Here is a 17,144-nt window from a genome sequence, read left to right as displayed (position 1 = left end):
CTGGAAGGCATAAAGAATCACACTATTGAAAATCAAATCAAAGTCCGAAGTATAAAAAATAGCTTGTTGCGTTTACAACAAAGCGCAAGTGACACTCGGCAACTTTAAAAACACAACCTTACAGAACACAGCCCCAAACCTATAAGTTTTGGGGCTTTTTTGTTACTTTGGATAAAAAACAAGAAAAGCTTAATTGAAAAAAGGAATTTACATACTTATTCTATGCTGTTTTTGGGCCTGTTCCAAACCAGAAAAAACTGAAGCAGTTGTTGCGGATTCTAAGGTTGATTCCATTCAAGCTTTGATAAAAATTGCCAAAAAAGCCAAAGAATTGTCACTTGAAGATCGGAAAGCCTATTTAATTGAAGCGGAATCAACGGCAAATACCTTAACAAACGACACTCTAAAATTAAAAGGCCTCTCTGAAGTTTCATTGATATATTTCCAATTTAAAGATTCCTCAAATTTTAGACGAAGTAACGCCCGCATAGCAGACTTGGCCGAAAGAGCTAAAATTCCAGAATATTCAGGTTACTCAAATTGGGATTTGGCCACTTTCCTAGAACGCTACGGCGTTATGGATAGCGCCTATTTCAATTATCAAAAAGCCCTAACCCATTTTGAACAAATGCCCATCGATTCCACGTCTAGCTCTTTAAGGGCGCGAATGCTGTATGGAATGGGTCGAATGCAGGACTCCTATCAAGATTATTTAGGGGCCGAAATCAATGTAACTGAAGCAATAAAAATATTTGATGACCTAGAGGACAACTTAAGATTATACAATTCTTATAGCTTAATGGGGGTTCTAGCCAAAGGATTGGGTAATAGTCAAAAATCGCTGGAAGCTTACCAAATAGCTCAAGATTACCTAAATAAATATGACGGCGATAACAAATCAAAAATAATTTGGCAAAATAGGCATAATATAGCCAGTGTGTATTTTAATGAAAAAGATTACGCCCAAGCTAAAATTTTATTTGAAGAAATTATAAAAAACAAAGATTCAAGCAATAAGGCCACCTATGAAAAGGCTTTGGGCAGTTTAGCGTATTCCATTTTAAAATTGGATAACAATGTTGATGGAGCAGAAGCTTTGTTACAAGAGGCTTATTCGGTTAATAAAGAACGAGATGATCACCAGGATTTAGCTCGTATCCATCAGTTTTATGCCGAAGTTTTGGCCGCCAAAGGAGATACGGCCAAAGCTATTGAAGTTGCAAAAGAATCGAAAGCCATTGCCTTGGAAACGTTTAACAATGAAAGATCATTGGAAGCATTAAAATTATTGACCAATTTAGATACGGCCCATGCTGCAGCCTACGCCAATGAATATTATGCACTGGATGCGTTGATCAATGAAGAAGAGCGTACAAAACGGAATAAATTTGCACGAATAAGCTTCGAAACCGATCAGGTAATCGAGGCCAACCAAGCACTTACCGAAGAAACAGAAGCTTGGGCAAGTGCTGTTTCGGGCTTGGTTGTTTTTGGATTGACCTTTACCGTAATCGTCGCCCTTTACATAAATAACAACCGTTTGCGCAACAGGCAAATACAACAGGCCTCCAACCAAGAAATTTATAATTTGCTGCTTTCACAACAAGGAAAGTTTGAGGAAGGCAGACAATTGGAGCAAAAACGCATTTCGGAAGAATTGCACGATGGTATTTTGGGTGAAATGCTCGGTATTCGCCTCATATTGGGCGGTTTGAACGGGCGCACCGATGAAGCATCCATAGACCAACGTGCCGAATTGATCGAAAAATTACGCGGCGTGGAAGAGGAAGTACGGACAATTTCGCACGAGTTGAACAATTCTTCCTACGAAAAATTTCATAATTTTATCGTGTCTTTGGAGGATATGATAGACGATGTTGAAAAGTCTTCTGGTATGAAATGTTCCTTTTCGTACGACAAAAAAGTACCATGGGACCGTTTGCTGGGCGACATTAAAATTAATGCCTATCGGGTAATCCAAGAAGCATTGAAAAATTGTGTAAAACATGCGAAGAGCAAACATGTTTCAATTACATTTTTGGCCATTGGAGACGATTTAAAGTTAACCATTGCCGACGATGGAGTTGGATTTGATGTGAACCGAGGCCGCAAAGGAATTGGTATTCGAAACATTATTTCCAGAACCAAAAAACTGAAAGGTAAATTGGATATTGACAGTGAAAAAGGCAAAGGAACCTCAATTTCAATTTTGATTCCTACCCAATTTGTCAACTCCAATGTTTCAGAAAGCAAAGAACCTATAAATGCCTAATTCTTACTTATAATAACATTACTCAAATCATGGATACACTTAGAATTTTAGCCATTGATGATCATGAAATTACCATGCTCGGTTATAAATTTATTTTGGAGAGTCTGAAAATTGAGGGGTACAATATTATTGTGGATACAGCCAACTCTTATGATGATGGTAAAAAATTGATTGAAGAATCTGCCAACTCCTTTAATTATGACATTTTGTTTTTGGATGTGCAGTTATTCGATCCAAACGAAGACCAGCCCTATACTGGGGAAGATTTAGGCATTCTGGCCCGAAAAATTGTCCCCGAAACCAAAATTGCCTTTATGTCGTCCTTTAGCGACAACTTTAGGATCAACAGTATCTTAAAATCAGTTGACCCAGATGGATATTTGGTTAAAACGGATATAGATCCAAAAACCTTGGAAGATGCGGTGAGAACCATGATCACCACACCACCTTACTACTCCTCAAAAGCATTGGGCGCCATTAGAAAAAAGATGGCCAACGATTTGGAAATCGACGAAAAAGACAAACAAATTCTTTATCATCTTTCCAAAGGAACCAAAAACAAAGATTTGGAAAAATTCATTCGTCTTTCTGCGTCATCTATCGAGAATAGAAAAAGGGCTTTAAAATCGCTTTTTGGCACCGAAAATGAGAATGATATGGCCTTGATCATTGCTGCAAAAAACCGCGGTTTTATTTAAATCCAATCACAAGGAAAGAGGCGAAATTCGATTTTAATAGTAGGTTTTACGCCTATTCTTACTAAAAACCTTACAAACTACTAAAAAACCCCAGAATTTTTAAGGATTGCCTGCAATCCCAAAAAAAAGATTCGTTTTAATTTTATGTGTGAAAAGAAAATTACTATTTATCTCACACATGTCTTCTTTCAACAAAAAAAATAGCAAGCTGGGATTTACCACTCCAAAGACCTTTGAGGCGGCCATCGGATTGGACGAATTTATCAATAGACTGGAACGTGATTTTTTTGGTACTGTACGATTAAATTGCAAATACGATGCATTAAGCAATAAGGTGGATATGGTTATTTATATCCACTTGAACTTTCAGCTATTAGATTGTTTGCGCCATTTTAACAACGGTGATTGGGTAGAAGTTGCTATCCCAAAAGATAATAGTATAGCTTGTAATCTAGATAAATCTCTTCGGGAACTCAATGCGAAAAATGGCATTAAGTTCGACATCTCCGAACTTTCATTGCACTTCGAGGAAACCACGGTAATTGTTTCCAGACTGTACGAAAGGAGTATAGCAAAGCAAATGGGTAAAATAATCTCAGTAATTGGACAGCATTATGTGTATTTCACCAAAGGTCTGACCGAAATGCCATATGAGATTTTCGTACCTGTTTTTGAGGATGATATGCCCATTGCAGGCAACCAACTCAAGAAGAATAAATCAGGGTATTTTGATTATTGGGGCCTTTATTATGATTATGAGCACCAACACCAAGCCATGATCTATTCACTTCGCAAGAAAAAATTATATCAAGAGGATTTATTCCTATTTGAATAAAAATATAGCCAAAAGCAATACTAAGCACTGAACAAAGGTCGCGATTTCATTAAATCGTTGACCTTTTGTTTTATCTCGGCAATTTTTTCCTCGTTCTCAGCATCTTTGATCACCTCGTCGATAAACCCAACAATGGTTTCCATGTCAGCTTCTTTAAGACCTCTAGTGGTGATGGCAGAAGTTCCAAAACGAATACCTGATGTAATAAACGGTGATTTATCATCAAAAGGAACCATATTCTTGTTGGCCGTGATAGCTGCAAGTTCCAATGCTTTTTCTGCATCTTTACCTGTGATGTCCTTATTTCTAAGATCGATCAACATCATGTGGTTATCGGTTCCACCAGAAATTACTTTGTAATCCAAAGCCATAAATGCTTTGGCCATGGCCTCGGCATTTTTCTTCACTTGGATCATATAATGCAAGTAATCATCAGAAAGTGCTTCACCAAAAGCCACAGCTTTGGCTGCGATGATATGCTCCAACGGACCTCCTTGGTTTCCTGGGAAAACAGCCAAATCCAACAAAGCGGACATTTTTCTCAAGTTTCCGTTCTTCAATTTGATGCCAAAAGGATTTTCAAAGTCTTTCCCCATCAAAATAAGACCTCCACGAGGACCTCTCAATGTTTTGTGGGTCGTTGTGGTTACAATATGGCAATGTGGAATTGGATCGCTCAAAATACCCTTGGCAATTAAACCTGCAGGGTGAGAAATATCGGCTACCAATAAAGCTCCTACACTGTCTGCGATTTCACGGAAACGTTTAAAATCCATATCACGTGAATATGCAGAAGCACCCGCAATGATCAATTTTGGTTGTTCCTTTTCGGCAATCTCTTGGATTTTATCGTAGTTCAACATACCAGTCTCCTCTTCTACCCCATAAAAAACAGGATTGTAGAGTTTTCCAGAAAAGTTCACGGGAGAACCGTGTGTCAAGTGTCCTCCATGAGATAGATCAAAACCTAAAATGGTATCTCCAGGTTGCAAACAAGCATGGTACACCGATGCATTGGCTTGGGAACCTGAGTGAGGCTGCACGTTGGCATATTCGGCACCAAAAAGTTCCTTGGCACGATCAATGGCCAACTGCTCCACTTGATCTACAACTTCACAACCACCATAATAGCGTTTTCCAGGATATCCCTCCGCATATTTATTGGTCAAAACAGAGCCTGCGGCTTCCATTACCTGCGGACTGGTAAAGTTTTCCGAAGCTATCAGTTCAATACCTTCAATCTGTCTTTCTTTCTCCTCCGCTATCAGTTCAAAAATCTTGTGGTCTCGTTGCATTCCTTTTTGTTTAATGAGCGGTAAAATTACAAATACAAAGGGGATTTAATGCAATAAATTTTTGATTCAAGCCCAATTTTATCAAACAGAAATTAACAATTATGTGATTGATTAAAAACTTTTTAAACACCCATAAATCAAGGCTTTTCATCCATTATATACTACCAATTGTCTTTTTTCGTTTATAGGATAGGAAAATTTGGCACAGCTATTGAATTCCACAAATCGAACCATAAAATTGACCGTTATGAAAAAACTTCTACTCTTAACCGCAATTGTGATACTTGGCGCCTGTGGTGGCGTTAAGAAAACCCAAGAGGCCATTAACACGGGCAACTATGCCTCGGCCATGAACAAGGCCATTAAGAATTTGGCCGATAACAAGACCAAAAAAGGGAATCAGGAATACATCTACCTTTTGGAAGAGGCCTTTGCCAAGAACACCGAACGTGAGCAACAGCAAATCGCTTTTCTTCAAAATGATGGGAATCCAGCAAATCTGGAAACCATTTACAATAAATATCAGCAATTAAAGCAAACCCAAGAGCGCATTAAGCCTTTGCTTCCACTATATATTGTTGAAGAAGGTAGAAATGCCAATTTCAATTTTGTGAACTACGACAACAAAATTTTGAACACCAAGGACGACCTGTCCGAGCATTTGTATGGCAACGCATTGAATCTTTTGGCTTCAGCTAAATACAAAACCGACTACCGCACAGCTTATGAGGATTTGAAATATTTGCAGGAAATCAATCCTGGTTACCGTGAAACCGTAGCCAAAATGGATGAGGCCTATAATAAAGGTTTGGAGTTTGTGCGTGTTGATATTGCCAACCAGACCCAACAAATTATCCCTGAGCGTTTGGAATCGGAACTTTTGGATTTCAATGCCTTTGGAATTGACAATTTTTGGTTGCAATACCACACCAATCCGTTAGCCAATGTTGATTATGATTACGCAATGAATGTGGATTTTATGGAAATCAACATTTCACCAGAACGTATCAACGAAACCCAAATCATTAAAGAAAGACAGGTGAAAGATGGTTGGGAATACCTGTTGGATGCCAATGGCAATGCCGTAAAAGATAGTTTGGGCAACAATATTAAAGTGGACAAAATGAGAACGGTTCAAGCCAAATTCTATCAGTTTACACAAACCAAAACTGCACAGATTGGTGCTAAGGTGAGTTTTACCGATTTAAGGACCAAACAAGAAATCAACTCCTACCCTTTATCCAGCAATTTTGTGTTCGAACACATCTTTGCCAACTATCAAGGGGATAAAAGAGCATTGGAGAACGACCTTTTATTGTATTTGGATGCAAGGGAAGTGCCCTTTCCATCAAACGAACAAATGGTTTACGATGCAGGAACAGACTTAAAAAATAGACTTAAGAGCATCGTCTCACAATATCAATTTAATTAAGATTGCCTGTTCGAGCGGCGGTTCCTGAGCGGAGTCGAAGGAAGCCGAAAGAGTAGCAAAATGTCATTAGTTCTCGACTGCCTGCCAGCCGTAGGCGGGCATTCCAACTGAAATAAAAATCAAGGCCCTGATGAAAGTCAGGGTTTTTTTATTGGTAGTCTTTTAAATCGACATTGGAAATTGCCCCATGTGAAGTATGGAACACCACTCCCCCATCTTTTACAATCAAAAGTTGAGGAGATTCGTGGATCACATTAAATGTTTCGGCAATAGCACTTGAAATATCTCGATGGTCCTGAATCCTCAAAAAATAAAGGTCACATTCAGTAACCATATCATACGAACCCGTGAACATTTTCAAGACCATGCTACTAATGCCACAGGTGACCGAATGCTTGTAGATCACTTGGGTTCTCTCTTTTGATTTTTCTTTTATTTCTTCCAATTGCTCCAAAGATTCCAATGGAATCCATGGCAATTCGTTCTTTTCTTGTACTGTTTTCTCTTTCTTTCCGAAAACACTGTCAAATATTCCCATAACGCAAATTTACAGGATAAGTCGGGAAGATAAAATAAACTTACAACTGACGAAATGTCTTGTGTTTTAAGGGTTTTAGCGACATTTTGACTGTTACCTGTATATGGTAAGATTGTTGACATTCTAGAGAAAAACAAAGACTATGAACTTTAATAATTTTACCATAAAATCACAGGAGGCCATTCAAAGGGCCCAACAGTTGGCCCAAGAATTTGGGCATCAACAAATAGAGAACGAGCACTTGTTCAAGGCTATTGGAGAAGTAGATGAAAATGTGCTTCCATTCATTCTTAAAAAATTGAATGTAAACACCAACCTGCTCCAACAAATCTTGGATAAAGAACTACAGAGCTTTTCCAAAGTTTCTGGAGGAGACATTATGCTTTCCAGAGAGGCAGGCAAAACCGTAAACGAAGCGAGTATTATTGCCAAAAACCTAGGGGATGAATATGTTTCCATCGAGCATTTGATTATGGCCATATTCAAATCCAAGAGTAAGATTGCGCAAATACTCAAAGACCAAGGTGTTACTGAAAAAGACCTTAAAGCAGCCATTGAAGAACTGCGCAAAGGCGGTAAGGTAACCTCCCAAAGTGCGGAAGAAACTTATAATTCCTTGGATAAATACGCCAACAATCTCAATAGAATGGCCGACAGTGGCAAATTGGACCCAGTAATTGGTCGTGATGAAGAAATTCGTCGAGTGTTGCAAATTTTATCCCGTAGAACTAAGAACAACCCCATGTTGGTAGGTGAACCTGGTGTAGGTAAAACTGCCATAGCCGAGGGCTTGGCACACAGAATTGTGCAAGGTGATGTTCCTGAAAACCTAAAGGATAAAATCATTTATTCTTTGGATATGGGTGCCTTGATCGCTGGTGCCAAGTATAAAGGGGAATTTGAAGAGCGGTTAAAAGCTGTTATCAAAGAAGTAACCTCATCTGATGGAAACATTGTACTGTTTATTGATGAGATTCACACTTTGGTCGGTGCAGGTGGTGGACAAGGTGCCATGGATGCCGCAAACATCCTAAAACCTGCCTTGGCAAGAGGAGAATTGAGAGCCATTGGCGCAACAACTTTGGACGAGTACCAAAAATATTTTGAAAAGGACAAAGCATTGGAGCGTAGGTTTCAAAAAGTAATGGTGGATGAGCCCGATACCGAGAGTGCCATCTCCATTTTGAGAGGTATCAAGGAAAAATATGAGGCCCACCACAAAGTGCGTATTAAAGATGAGGCTGTAATCGGTGCCGTAGAACTTTCACAACGCTACATTACCAACCGATTTTTGCCCGATAAGGCCATTGACCTTATGGACGAAGCCGCTTCCAAACTTCGAATGGAAATCAACTCCAAACCTGAAGAATTGGATGTTTTGGACAGAAGAATAATGCAGTTGGAGATTGAAACAGAGGCCATTAAACGAGAAAATGACAAGGATAAATTGAAAACCTTGAACTTGGATCTGGCTAACCTGAAAGAAGAGCGCAATGAGATCTTTGCAAAGTGGGAAAGTGAAAAAACGGTGGTGGACAATATCCAAAAAACCAAAGAGGATATCGAAAATTACAAGTTGGAAGCTGAACGTGCCGAACGTAACGGTGATTATGGAAAAGTAGCGGAGCTTCGATATGGGAAAATCAAGGAAGCCCAAGAAAACTTGGATAAATTACAGGATGAATTGGCCGCACAGCAAACCGCTGGTACTTTGATCAAAGAAGAAGTAACCTACGAGGATATTGCAGAGGTGGTTGCAAAATGGACAGGAATCCCCGTAAACAAAATGATGCAGAGTGAACGGGAAAAACTGTTGAAATTAGAAAACGTGTTACATCAACGTGTGGTAGGGCAAGATGAGGCCATTATTGCAGTGTCCGATGCTATCCGTAGGAGCCGAGCAGGACTTCAAGATGAGAAAAAACCTATTGGTTCCTTCCTTTTCTTGGGTACAACAGGGGTTGGTAAAACCGAGTTGGCTAAAACCTTGGCCGCATACCTGTTCGATGATGAAAATGCCATCACCAGAATAGATATGAGCGAATACCAAGAGCGTCACTCCGTAAGTCGATTGGTTGGTGCACCTCCAGGATATGTAGGATACGATGAGGGTGGACAGTTGACTGAAGCAGTGCGCAGAAAACCCTACTCCGTGATTCTGTTGGATGAAATTGAAAAAGCCCACCCAGATACCTTCAACATTTTGTTGCAAGTATTGGATGAAGGTCGATTAACAGACAACAAAGGTCGGGTGGCAGATTTCAAAAACTCCATTATTATTATGACCAGCAATATGGGTAGTCACATTATTCAAGAAAAGTTTGAAAACTTGGTGGATATTGAAAGTGCTTCCGAAGCTGCAAGGGTTGAAGTAATGGGCTTATTAAAACAAACCATTCGCCCTGAATTCTTGAACAGGATAGACGACATCATCATGTTTGCTCCATTGAACAAGGAAGATATCAGGAATATTGTGGAACTTCAACTTAACGGATTGAAGAAAATGTTGACCAAACAGCACATTACTCTGGAGGCAACCCAAGAAGCTATAGATTACCTAGCAAAAAAGGGGTATGACCCTCAATATGGTGCAAGGCCTGTGAAACGTTTGATTCAAAAAGAAGTGTTGAACAGTCTGTCCAAAGAGTTGTTGGCGGGCAATATAAAATCCGACAGCATCGTACTCTTGGATTCTTTCGATGATGAATTGGTCTTTAGAAACCAAAGTGAATTGGTAGAATAACGTAAAATCAATACAAATAAAGCCCTTACTGTGTTAAAGTAAGGGCTTTTACTTTTTTTGATACCGTACAGTATCCATTTTTTTTTATATTCGGAAAACCAACACCAACCCTTTTTAAAATGACCAAGAAAGCTGAAAGAACCACGGCTTATATTATTGAAACCGTGGCGCCACTCTTTAACAAGTTTGGCTATGTGGGCACCAGCATGAGCGATCTTACCGAAGCAACTGGTTTAACCAAGGGTGCCATTTACGGAAATTTTGAGAACAAGGAGGCATTGGCGCTTTCTGCCTTTGAATACAATCGCAACCTTTTGCTCAAAACCATCGATACAAAACTTGACATTGGCGTTACTGCCCTCGACAAGCTTTTTTCACTTCTCGAATTTTATAAACAGTACGACATTTTCACACTCCCTTTAGGTGGATGCCCTATTTTAAATGTAGGGGTGGATGCCCAAGCCAATAATACCCAATTGGCTGCGGCAGCAAAAGAAACCATTAAAGATATAGAGGGTAAAATTGCTTTGGTATTGGAAAATGGAGCAAAAGCAAACGAAATCCACCTTTCAGTTCCGCCATTACAGTTTGCCAAACAATTCTACACCATGATCCAAGGAGCAATTGCCATGAGCACCATGACCAGAGACCGAAAGTATTTGATCAACACCATGACGTATTTGGAATATTTGCTCAAGCAGGAGATTAAGAAATAACCTGTGTTTTTGGATTGTTGGATTATTAGATGGCTGGATTTTTAGAGTTTAGATGTCTGATTTTTGAAATTGGTTATTTGTTTTTCGTTGATGGTTGATGCATAGTAGCCAGTAGTCAGTAGTCAGTAGTCAGTAGTCAGTAGTCAGTAGTCAGTAAAAAAAATGATTACTGAACATTGTTAATTGTTTATTGCTCATTGTTAATTGTTTATTCGTTTTTCGTTTATGGATCATAGTTGACAGTTATTCATTCTTCACACTTTGTACCTTGTACTTCCAACTTAAAACTTACCACTTAGGGCTAATAACTTGATTGTTGGATTGTTGGAATTCAGAAGTCTTGTGTCTTGTTTCTTGGTTCTTGGTTCTTGATAATTGTGAATTGCTTATTGAGAAAAGATTCTTCACGTTGTTCAGAATGACATGCGTTTATTGATTCGTTTTTCGTTGATGATTGTTCGCACTTTGCACTTCTCACTTTGTACTTCCCACTTCGTACTTCCCACTTTTAACTTTCCACTTTCACCATAGTAAGATTTCTCGACTGCGCTCGAAATGCCCCAACCTTTCACCTTTTCACTTTTCACTTAATACCCTAAAAATCCAAGTTTTATCAGGATACTTTCCAAAGAATTTGCTATCCCTAGCTTTTCGGGCTTCATCCATGGTGTTATAGCGCTCCAAATACACATAATTGTATTTGTTTAGGCTTCGGTAAAACGATTTAGGCTCCAATCCTTTGTCTTTAAGTGACTTCATGAAGCTCTGGAAATACTTTTGGGTACCATACACATTGGCAATCAAATAAAAACCTGGCGCCAATCCATCCTCACTTTCAACTTCCTCATATTTTTCATTGACCTGAAGTACCACTTTCTCATTTTGCAAAGCTGCAATGCTATCTTGTTTCCGTTGCATTTCCTCCTCCAAAGCCAATTTACGTTGCTCCACTTGTGCTAAAGAATCTTTCTCTCGCTGTAATTGGGTCAATCGTTGTTGTTCCAAAGCTTCTTGTTCGTATCTTGCAGCTTCAGCCTGAGCAAGTCTTTCTTGTTCTGCCTGTGCTTCCGCTTTAGCTAGTTCCTCCGCATCAGTATCTACCTCCACTTCCACTTCCTCCACAACTTCTTTTTCTTTAGGTTTGAAATTATAAGATAGTAGTATTTCAAAGGTTGAATCTTCATCTTTTAAGTCTGCACCTGTGCCAAACTCAATTAATCCACCTATTGAAAATGAATTTGAAATAGTGGCTCCTATTCCTCCAGACATTCCGTAAAAAGAATTATACCCTCCTTGTACCCAAAATTTGGAAGTAGAAAACAACCCGTTCAATCCAAATTGTGTGTCACCAATAGGTACGGATTTCACGTAAACTACTGGTCGAATAAAACTATCCCCGAGTCCGTTAGAAATATAAATGGGGAAATCGTTGCTCAATGTTCCCGTAATCATTTTAAAATACTCGGCAGAATCGTTCTCCAGTCCAGATACATTAAATCCGAATGCATTTTCAAAAGCTAAACCCACATTGAATTGATTGATCAATAATCGAAATCCAGGCGAAAAAGTCACTTTAAAACCCTCATATCCTTCCAATTCTGAATCTGGAATACCATCAATGGGCACAAATTGTTCATCAGCAACAGTTTGCTGAAATGCAAAAAGATTCAGCCCAGCCATTAACTGAACATTTTCATCTAACTGAAAAACATTGGCGAAATTGAAGTTTGCCCCTGAATATAAAAACGTTCCTGTGTTATGTTGTAGAAAACCCAGACCCGCCACAGCACTGGTGTTGAGTTGATGAGTGTAATTGACAAAAGTACTGGTAGGGTCACCATCAATGGATTGCCACTGCCAACGTGTCCAAATAGCAATTGCATTAGGACGATTCCAATCGAGCGCATAGGTCGGATTCCACAAACTGGCATTGAATTGCGTTAAGTTATGTTGCCGAAAATCGGATGGTAAAACTACTTCTTGTCCCCAAATCTTTGCACTAAAGGCTAGTGCACAAATGCATACCAAATACTTTAGCATACGATAAAATGAAAATTAAACGTTACTTTTAAATCAAATTAAACACGGGAACCTTTAGAATAAAACTATGCGAACCATCAAACCTCTAATTGCGCTTGCAATTATACTCGTTGGTAGCGTCAGCTGCAAAAAAGATACGAAAATTGATCCAGTAATATCCACTTTCTATTTTATAAGACATGCTGAAAAGGACCGTACTGACCCCGAAAATCCAGATCCAGAACTAAATCAAGATGGATTGAACCGTGCCATAAAATGGGCCGAAGTATTTGATCCCATTGCATTGGATATGATTTATTCCACCAATTACGAGCGCACCACCATGACAGCTGCTCCTACTTCCATAAAAAAAGATATTGATGTTAAATTCTATGACCCAAGGAATTTTGATGCCGAGGCATTTAAACTGGAGCATGAAGGTCAAAACGTTTTGGTAGTGGGTCACAGCAACACCACTCCAGATGTGGTAAACAAAATGATCGGTATTGAAAAGTACAATTCCATGGACGATAATGACAACGGAAGTTTATTTATCGTTCGGGTGATTGATGGAGTGCCCACCGATATTCGCCTGAAAATAGACTAGATCAATATTTTTCAACTTTAATATCCTCCAATTCAACTTTGGAAAGCAGTTCCAATTCACCTTGGTTGAAAAGCTGACCAATTTCTAGAATTTCTGTACCTTCTGATTTGGGTTTGTAGTTTTCATAATCCACAAAGCGAATACCATTTACAAAGCGCTCATTATAGGCTTTTCGGAATCGTTGACCGCCACCATTCACATGAAAGTCATAGGCCAAGTATTCAGGTTTAAACGATTCCATATCAAACCAATATACATAAGTGTCTTCGAAGTCATCCCCACCACCTTGTTGATCAAATGTCACCTTAACTTTATAAAATTCTTTATCCCCAATAATTTCTTTACCCAATAATTCTTTGTTCACCGCAGCATCGTTCAACCCATAAGGTAAACGGGCAAAATAATGCACCGAGTTTACCGAATTGGAATAACGAACTGCCATTGAATCGGGCACCTCAACTAACGAATCGTTTACGTATCGTTCAAAACCATTGGGCAATTTCACATCTGTAATCGTGGCAGTATCCAAAACGGTAATGCGTCTTAAAACAGTTTTTCCCTCTTCACGACCATAGGTATAAGTCTTATCTCTAAACACAAAAGAAGTTTTGTGCGAACCATAAAGTTTTCCACCACTGTCCGCGATGGAATTATCCACAATTTCTTGCGCCGTCAATACTTTTTCTGCCTTTTCCTTACATGAGAAAATGAGAAGTGCCAAAAGTGCTGTCAATACCTGTTTCATAGTCGAGGGTTTGGTAACTTATTCGTAAAAAGAGTCACAACATTACAAATTTCTTGACGAAGAGTTTATATTTTTGCCCACAATGCAGCAAAATATCAACATAAAAAATAAACGCGCCCGATTCGATTACGAAATTTTGGACACCTACACCGCTGGAATTGTTTTAGGTGGAACTGAAATTAAGTCCATTCGTTTGGGCAAAGCGAACATTTCCCAAAGTTTCTGTGAGTTTAATGATAAAGGTGAGCTGTTTGCAATCAATATGCAGATTGATGAATACAGCCATGGCAGTTACTATAACCACAAACCAAAGGCCGAAAGAAAACTTCTGTTGAACAAACGTGAACTTAAAAAGCTGCTCAAAGAAGTAACCACTTCGGGACTTACCATTGTTCCACTCAACTTATTTATTAATGATAGAGGGTTGGCCAAAGTAAATATTGGATTGGCCAAGGGTAAAAAACTCTACGATAAAAGAGAAACCATCAAGGACAGGGACAACAAGCGAAACCTTTCCCGAATCAAGAAAAGTTTCAATAACTAATTTTTGTCTTCCAATAGCGGAACAAAACGGAAAGCACCCAGCTCTTTTTTCTCAAATTCCTTTTCGGATTTACGTACAAACAAGGTCATGGTCTGTTCGTTTTCACCCACAGGAATCACCAACCTACCTCCTACTTTTAATTGGGATAGCAAAGCTCTTGGTACCTCGGGTGCGCCAGCAGTTACAATGATGCCATCAAAAGGAGCTTCTTCAGGCAATCCCTTGTAGCCATCGCCAAATATCATTTTTTTGGGTCTATAGTACATCTTTTTAAAGAACAAACTGGTAGTCTTGAACAGTTCTTGTTGACGTTCAATGGTATATACTTTAGCTTTTAAATGCAATAAAACTGCGGTTTGATAGCCACTCCCCGTGCCTATTTCCAATATTTTTTGCCCAGGCTTTACTTGCAATAATTCGGATTGAAAAGCAACGGTATAAGGCTGTGAAATGGTCTGGTCAGCACCAATCGGGAACGCTTTATCTTGATACGCATGATCTTCAAAACTACTGTCCAAAAACAAATGTCTGGGTATTGTTTTTATGGCTTCCAACACTTGTTTGTCGGTAATCCCCTTGGCCGCAACAACTTCGGCCAATTTATTGCGCATTCCTCTATGCTTGAGCGTATCTTTCATGGACATTGGTCTGGGCTACGAAGTTAAAAAGTTCCGTAAAAATTTACAGCCACTTCAAACCTATTTTTTATGGAGGAGTGCCATCATATCCGTATTTTTGAAAAAAACTAGAATATGCTAAAAGTTGGTGTCCTTGGTGCTGGACATTTAGGTAAAATTCACCTTAGGCTCTTAAATCAATCGGACAAATACGAACTAGTTGGGTTTTACGATCCAGACGAAATCAATGCCAAAAAAGCGGCAGCAGAATTCGGTTACACCTATTTTGAAAATCTAAATGCGTTGATTGACGCTGTGGATGTGGTTGATATCGTTACTCCTACCCTTTCCCATTTTGATTGCGCCAAAAAAGCCATTGAAAAGGGAAAACACATTTTTATAGAAAAACCCATCACCAATACCTTGGACGAAGCAGAGCAATTGCTTGAGCTAACCCAAAAACATAAAGTTAAAGGACAAGTAGGGCATGTAGAGCGCTTTAATCCAGCCTTTTTGGCGGTAAAGCACAAGATTGAGAACCCTATGTTCATTGAAACCCACCGTTTAGCTGAATTCAATCCACGAGGAACGGATGTACCTGTGGTTTTGGACCTTATGATTCATGATATTGATGCTATTTTGAGTGTGGTTCCATCCGAAGTAAAGCAAATCAATGCCAGTGGTGTTTCCGTGATCAGTAGCTCACCCGATATTGCAAATGCAAGGATTGAATTTGAAAATGGATGTGTCGCCAACCTGACTTCGAGCCGTATTTCTTTGAAAAACATGCGGAAATCCCGCTTTTTTCAACGTGACGCCTACATTTCAGTAGACTTTTTGGAGAAAAAAGTGGAAGTGGTCAAAATGAAAGACGCTCCAGAACAACCTGGCGATTTTGACATGATTTTACAGAATGCTGATGGGGAGAAAAAACAGATTTATTTTGAAAACCCCGAAATAGAGATCAACAATGCCATTTTGGATGAATTGGAGACTTTTGCGGATGCCATTAATAATGACACCACTCCAGTTGTAACCTTGGAGCAAGGCACCAAGGCATTAAGGGTAGCGCTTCAGATCATCGAATCGTTTAAAAAATAAGTATTGTCAGTTTGAACTGTCATCCTGAGATGTTTCCTGAGCGGAGTCGAAGGAAGTCGAAAGAACAGTCAAGAACGACAAAATTCAACATACTATGAAAAACATAGCCGTAATCGGTGCTGGAACCATGGGCAATGGTATTGCTCACGTTTTTGCACAAAATGGATTCAACGTTAACCTAATCGATATTTCCCAAGCTTCTTTAGATAAGGGAGTGGCCACCATCACCAAAAATTTGGACAGAATGTTGTCCAAAGAGGTGATAGATGAGGCAAAAAAAACAGCAACACTTAGCAATATTTCAACCTATACCGAAATGGCCAAAGGTGTTGCCGATGTGGATTTAGTGGTGGAAGCTGCCACCGAAAACTTGGACATCAAACTACAAATCTTCAAAGATTTGGATGCTGTCTGCACAGCAGAAACAGTTTTGGCCACCAACACTTCCTCTATTTCGATCACCCAAATCGCTGCGGCCACCAATCGACCCGAAAAAGTGATTGGCATGCACTTTATGAATCCCGTTCCAATCATGAAATTGGTTGAAATCATACGCGGATACAGCACCTCGGACGAAGTTACGACCACTATTATGGAGCTTTCCAAGCAATTGGGAAAAACGCCGACAGAGGTGAACGATTACCCTGGTTTTGTTGCGAACAGAATCTTAATGCCCATGATCAACGAGGCCATAGAAACCTTATTCAATGGCGTTGCTGGCGTAAACGAAATTGATACCGTTATGAAATTGGGTATGGCACATCCCATGGGTCCGTTGCTATTGGCCGATTTTATTGGTTTGGACGTTTGCCTTTCCATCCTCAATGTGATGTATGATGGCTTTAAAAACCCAAAATATGCCCCTTGCCCCCTACTTGTAAATATGGTAATGGCAGGAAAATTGGGCGTAAAATCTGGTGAGGGCTTCTACGATTACTCCGAATCCAGAAAAGCGGAAAAGGTTTCATCCCAATTCAATTAA

At 39.4% G+C, this 17,144-nt stretch carries 15 protein-coding genes; 10 read left to right on the top strand and 5 right to left on the bottom strand.

Features of this window, described 5'->3' with window-relative positions:
* Positions 1-193 precede the first annotated feature (193 nt).
* The 3 genes from BLQ18_RS11185 (at position 194) to BLQ18_RS11175 (ending at position 3,805) form a co-directional block, all read left to right on the top strand.
* Positions 194-2,272, top strand: coding sequence for a tetratricopeptide repeat-containing sensor histidine kinase (locus BLQ18_RS11185; protein WP_090295640.1), 2,079 nt, complete (start codon positions 194-196; stop codon positions 2,270-2,272).
* Positions 2,273-2,301: 29 nt separating this feature from the next.
* A complete protein-coding gene (locus tag BLQ18_RS11180; protein WP_090295636.1) occupies positions 2,302-2,970 on the top strand; it encodes a response regulator in 669 nt (222 codons plus the stop codon).
* A 148-nt stretch (positions 2,971-3,118) separates the two neighbouring features.
* Positions 3,119-3,805 (top strand): hypothetical protein, encoded by a 687-nt coding sequence (locus BLQ18_RS11175; protein WP_139150387.1) that lies wholly within the window; start codon positions 3,119-3,121, stop codon positions 3,803-3,805.
* Positions 3,806-3,825: 20 nt separating this feature from the next.
* Here the strand turns inward: BLQ18_RS11175 and glyA are convergent, their stop codons facing one another.
* Entirely contained in the window at positions 3,826-5,100 is a 1,275-nt protein-coding gene (gene glyA / locus BLQ18_RS11170; protein WP_090295628.1) for a serine hydroxymethyltransferase, read from the bottom strand.
* Between the two features lie 247 nt (positions 5,101-5,347).
* On the opposite strand from glyA, the gene BLQ18_RS11165 reads away from it, so the two are divergent.
* On the top strand, positions 5,348-6,532 hold the full coding sequence (locus tag BLQ18_RS11165; RefSeq protein ID WP_090297549.1) for a hypothetical protein: 1,185 nt from the start codon (positions 5,348-5,350) through the stop codon (positions 6,530-6,532).
* A gap of 148 nt (positions 6,533-6,680) precedes the next feature.
* Here the strand turns inward: BLQ18_RS11165 and ytxJ are convergent, their stop codons facing one another.
* Entirely contained in the window at positions 6,681-7,070 is a 390-nt protein-coding gene (gene ytxJ / locus BLQ18_RS11160; RefSeq protein ID WP_090295625.1) for a bacillithiol system redox-active protein YtxJ, read from the bottom strand.
* A 142-nt stretch (positions 7,071-7,212) separates the two neighbouring features.
* Here ytxJ and clpB point away from each other — a divergent pair, with 142 nt between their 5' ends.
* Together clpB and BLQ18_RS11150 are read left to right on the top strand one after the other, a co-directional pair.
* A complete protein-coding gene (gene clpB / locus BLQ18_RS11155) occupies positions 7,213-9,813 on the top strand; it encodes an ATP-dependent chaperone ClpB (protein WP_090295621.1) in 2,601 nt (866 codons plus the stop codon).
* A gap of 119 nt (positions 9,814-9,932) precedes the next feature.
* A complete protein-coding gene (locus BLQ18_RS11150; protein WP_090295618.1) occupies positions 9,933-10,529 on the top strand; it encodes a TetR/AcrR family transcriptional regulator in 597 nt (198 codons plus the stop codon).
* A gap of 576 nt (positions 10,530-11,105) precedes the next feature.
* Here BLQ18_RS11150 and BLQ18_RS11145 read toward each other — a convergent pair.
* Positions 11,106-12,569: a PorP/SprF family type IX secretion system membrane protein gene (locus BLQ18_RS11145; RefSeq protein ID WP_090295615.1), complete on the bottom strand. Its 1,464-nt coding sequence runs from the start codon at positions 12,567-12,569 to the stop codon at positions 11,106-11,108.
* Positions 12,570-12,636: 67 nt separating this feature from the next.
* On the opposite strand from BLQ18_RS11145, the gene BLQ18_RS11140 reads away from it, so the two are divergent.
* A complete protein-coding gene (locus BLQ18_RS11140) occupies positions 12,637-13,155 on the top strand; it encodes a SixA phosphatase family protein (protein WP_090295612.1) in 519 nt (172 codons plus the stop codon).
* A gap of 1 nt (position 13,156) precedes the next feature.
* On the opposite strand, the gene BLQ18_RS11135 is transcribed toward BLQ18_RS11140, so the two are convergent.
* Positions 13,157-13,900, bottom strand: a complete 744-nt coding sequence (locus BLQ18_RS11135; protein ID WP_090295609.1) for a DUF6503 family protein — start codon at positions 13,898-13,900, stop codon at positions 13,157-13,159.
* Between the two features lie 82 nt (positions 13,901-13,982).
* Between BLQ18_RS11135 and smpB the strand changes: the two genes are divergently transcribed.
* Complete coding sequence (smpB, locus tag BLQ18_RS11130; protein WP_090295606.1) at positions 13,983-14,444, top strand: SsrA-binding protein SmpB; 462 nt, start codon at positions 13,983-13,985, stop codon at positions 14,442-14,444.
* On the opposite strand, the gene BLQ18_RS11125 is transcribed toward smpB, so the two are convergent.
* Positions 14,441-15,082, bottom strand: a complete 642-nt coding sequence (locus BLQ18_RS11125) for a protein-L-isoaspartate(D-aspartate) O-methyltransferase (protein ID WP_090297546.1) — start codon at positions 15,080-15,082, stop codon at positions 14,441-14,443. The two genes, smpB and BLQ18_RS11125, sit on opposite strands and share 4 nt — an antisense overlap.
* A 114-nt stretch (positions 15,083-15,196) precedes the next feature.
* On the opposite strand from BLQ18_RS11125, the gene BLQ18_RS11120 reads away from it, so the two are divergent.
* Positions 15,197-16,162 (top strand): Gfo/Idh/MocA family protein, encoded by a 966-nt coding sequence (locus BLQ18_RS11120; RefSeq protein WP_090295603.1) that lies wholly within the window; start codon positions 15,197-15,199, stop codon positions 16,160-16,162.
* Between the two features lie 94 nt (positions 16,163-16,256).
* Positions 16,257-17,144, top strand: coding sequence for a 3-hydroxybutyryl-CoA dehydrogenase (locus tag BLQ18_RS11115; protein WP_090295600.1), 888 nt, complete (start codon positions 16,257-16,259; stop codon positions 17,142-17,144).

The sequence above is a fragment of the Flagellimonas zhangzhouensis genome (assembly GCF_900102925.1).
GTDB lineage: Bacteria > Bacteroidota > Bacteroidia > Flavobacteriales > Flavobacteriaceae > Flagellimonas > Flagellimonas zhangzhouensis.
The sequence above is the reverse complement of the archived record's forward strand: the minus strand, read 5'-3'. Positions and strand labels throughout refer to the sequence as shown.

Excerpts from the sequence above, each read along its gene's own strand:
- BLQ18_RS11150 (WP_090295618.1), top strand. The coding sequence starts at position 9,933 with ATGACCAAGAAAGCTGAAAGAACCACGGCTTATATTATTGAAACCGTG.
- BLQ18_RS11135 (WP_090295609.1), bottom strand. The coding sequence starts at position 13,900 with ATGAAACAGGTATTGACAGCACTTTTGGCACTTCTCATTTTCTCATGT.
- BLQ18_RS11140 (WP_090295612.1), top strand. The coding sequence starts at position 12,637 with ATGCGAACCATCAAACCTCTAATTGCGCTTGCAATTATACTCGTTGGT.
- BLQ18_RS11115 (WP_090295600.1), top strand. The coding sequence starts at position 16,257 with ATGAAAAACATAGCCGTAATCGGTGCTGGAACCATGGGCAATGGTATT.
- BLQ18_RS11180 (WP_090295636.1), top strand. The coding sequence starts at position 2,302 with ATGGATACACTTAGAATTTTAGCCATTGATGATCATGAAATTACCATG.
- BLQ18_RS11165 (WP_090297549.1), top strand. The coding sequence starts at position 5,348 with ATGAAAAAACTTCTACTCTTAACCGCAATTGTGATACTTGGCGCCTGT.
- BLQ18_RS11145 (WP_090295615.1), bottom strand. The coding sequence starts at position 12,569 with ATGCTAAAGTATTTGGTATGCATTTGTGCACTAGCCTTTAGTGCAAAG.
- clpB (WP_090295621.1), top strand. The coding sequence starts at position 7,213 with ATGAACTTTAATAATTTTACCATAAAATCACAGGAGGCCATTCAAAGG.
- BLQ18_RS11125 (WP_090297546.1), bottom strand. The coding sequence starts at position 15,082 with ATGAAAGATACGCTCAAGCATAGAGGAATGCGCAATAAATTGGCCGAA.
- BLQ18_RS11120 (WP_090295603.1), top strand. The coding sequence starts at position 15,197 with ATGCTAAAAGTTGGTGTCCTTGGTGCTGGACATTTAGGTAAAATTCAC.
- ytxJ (WP_090295625.1), bottom strand. The coding sequence starts at position 7,070 with ATGGGAATATTTGACAGTGTTTTCGGAAAGAAAGAGAAAACAGTACAA.
- smpB (WP_090295606.1), top strand. The coding sequence starts at position 13,983 with ATGCAGCAAAATATCAACATAAAAAATAAACGCGCCCGATTCGATTAC.
- glyA (WP_090295628.1), bottom strand. The coding sequence starts at position 5,100 with ATGCAACGAGACCACAAGATTTTTGAACTGATAGCGGAGGAGAAAGAA.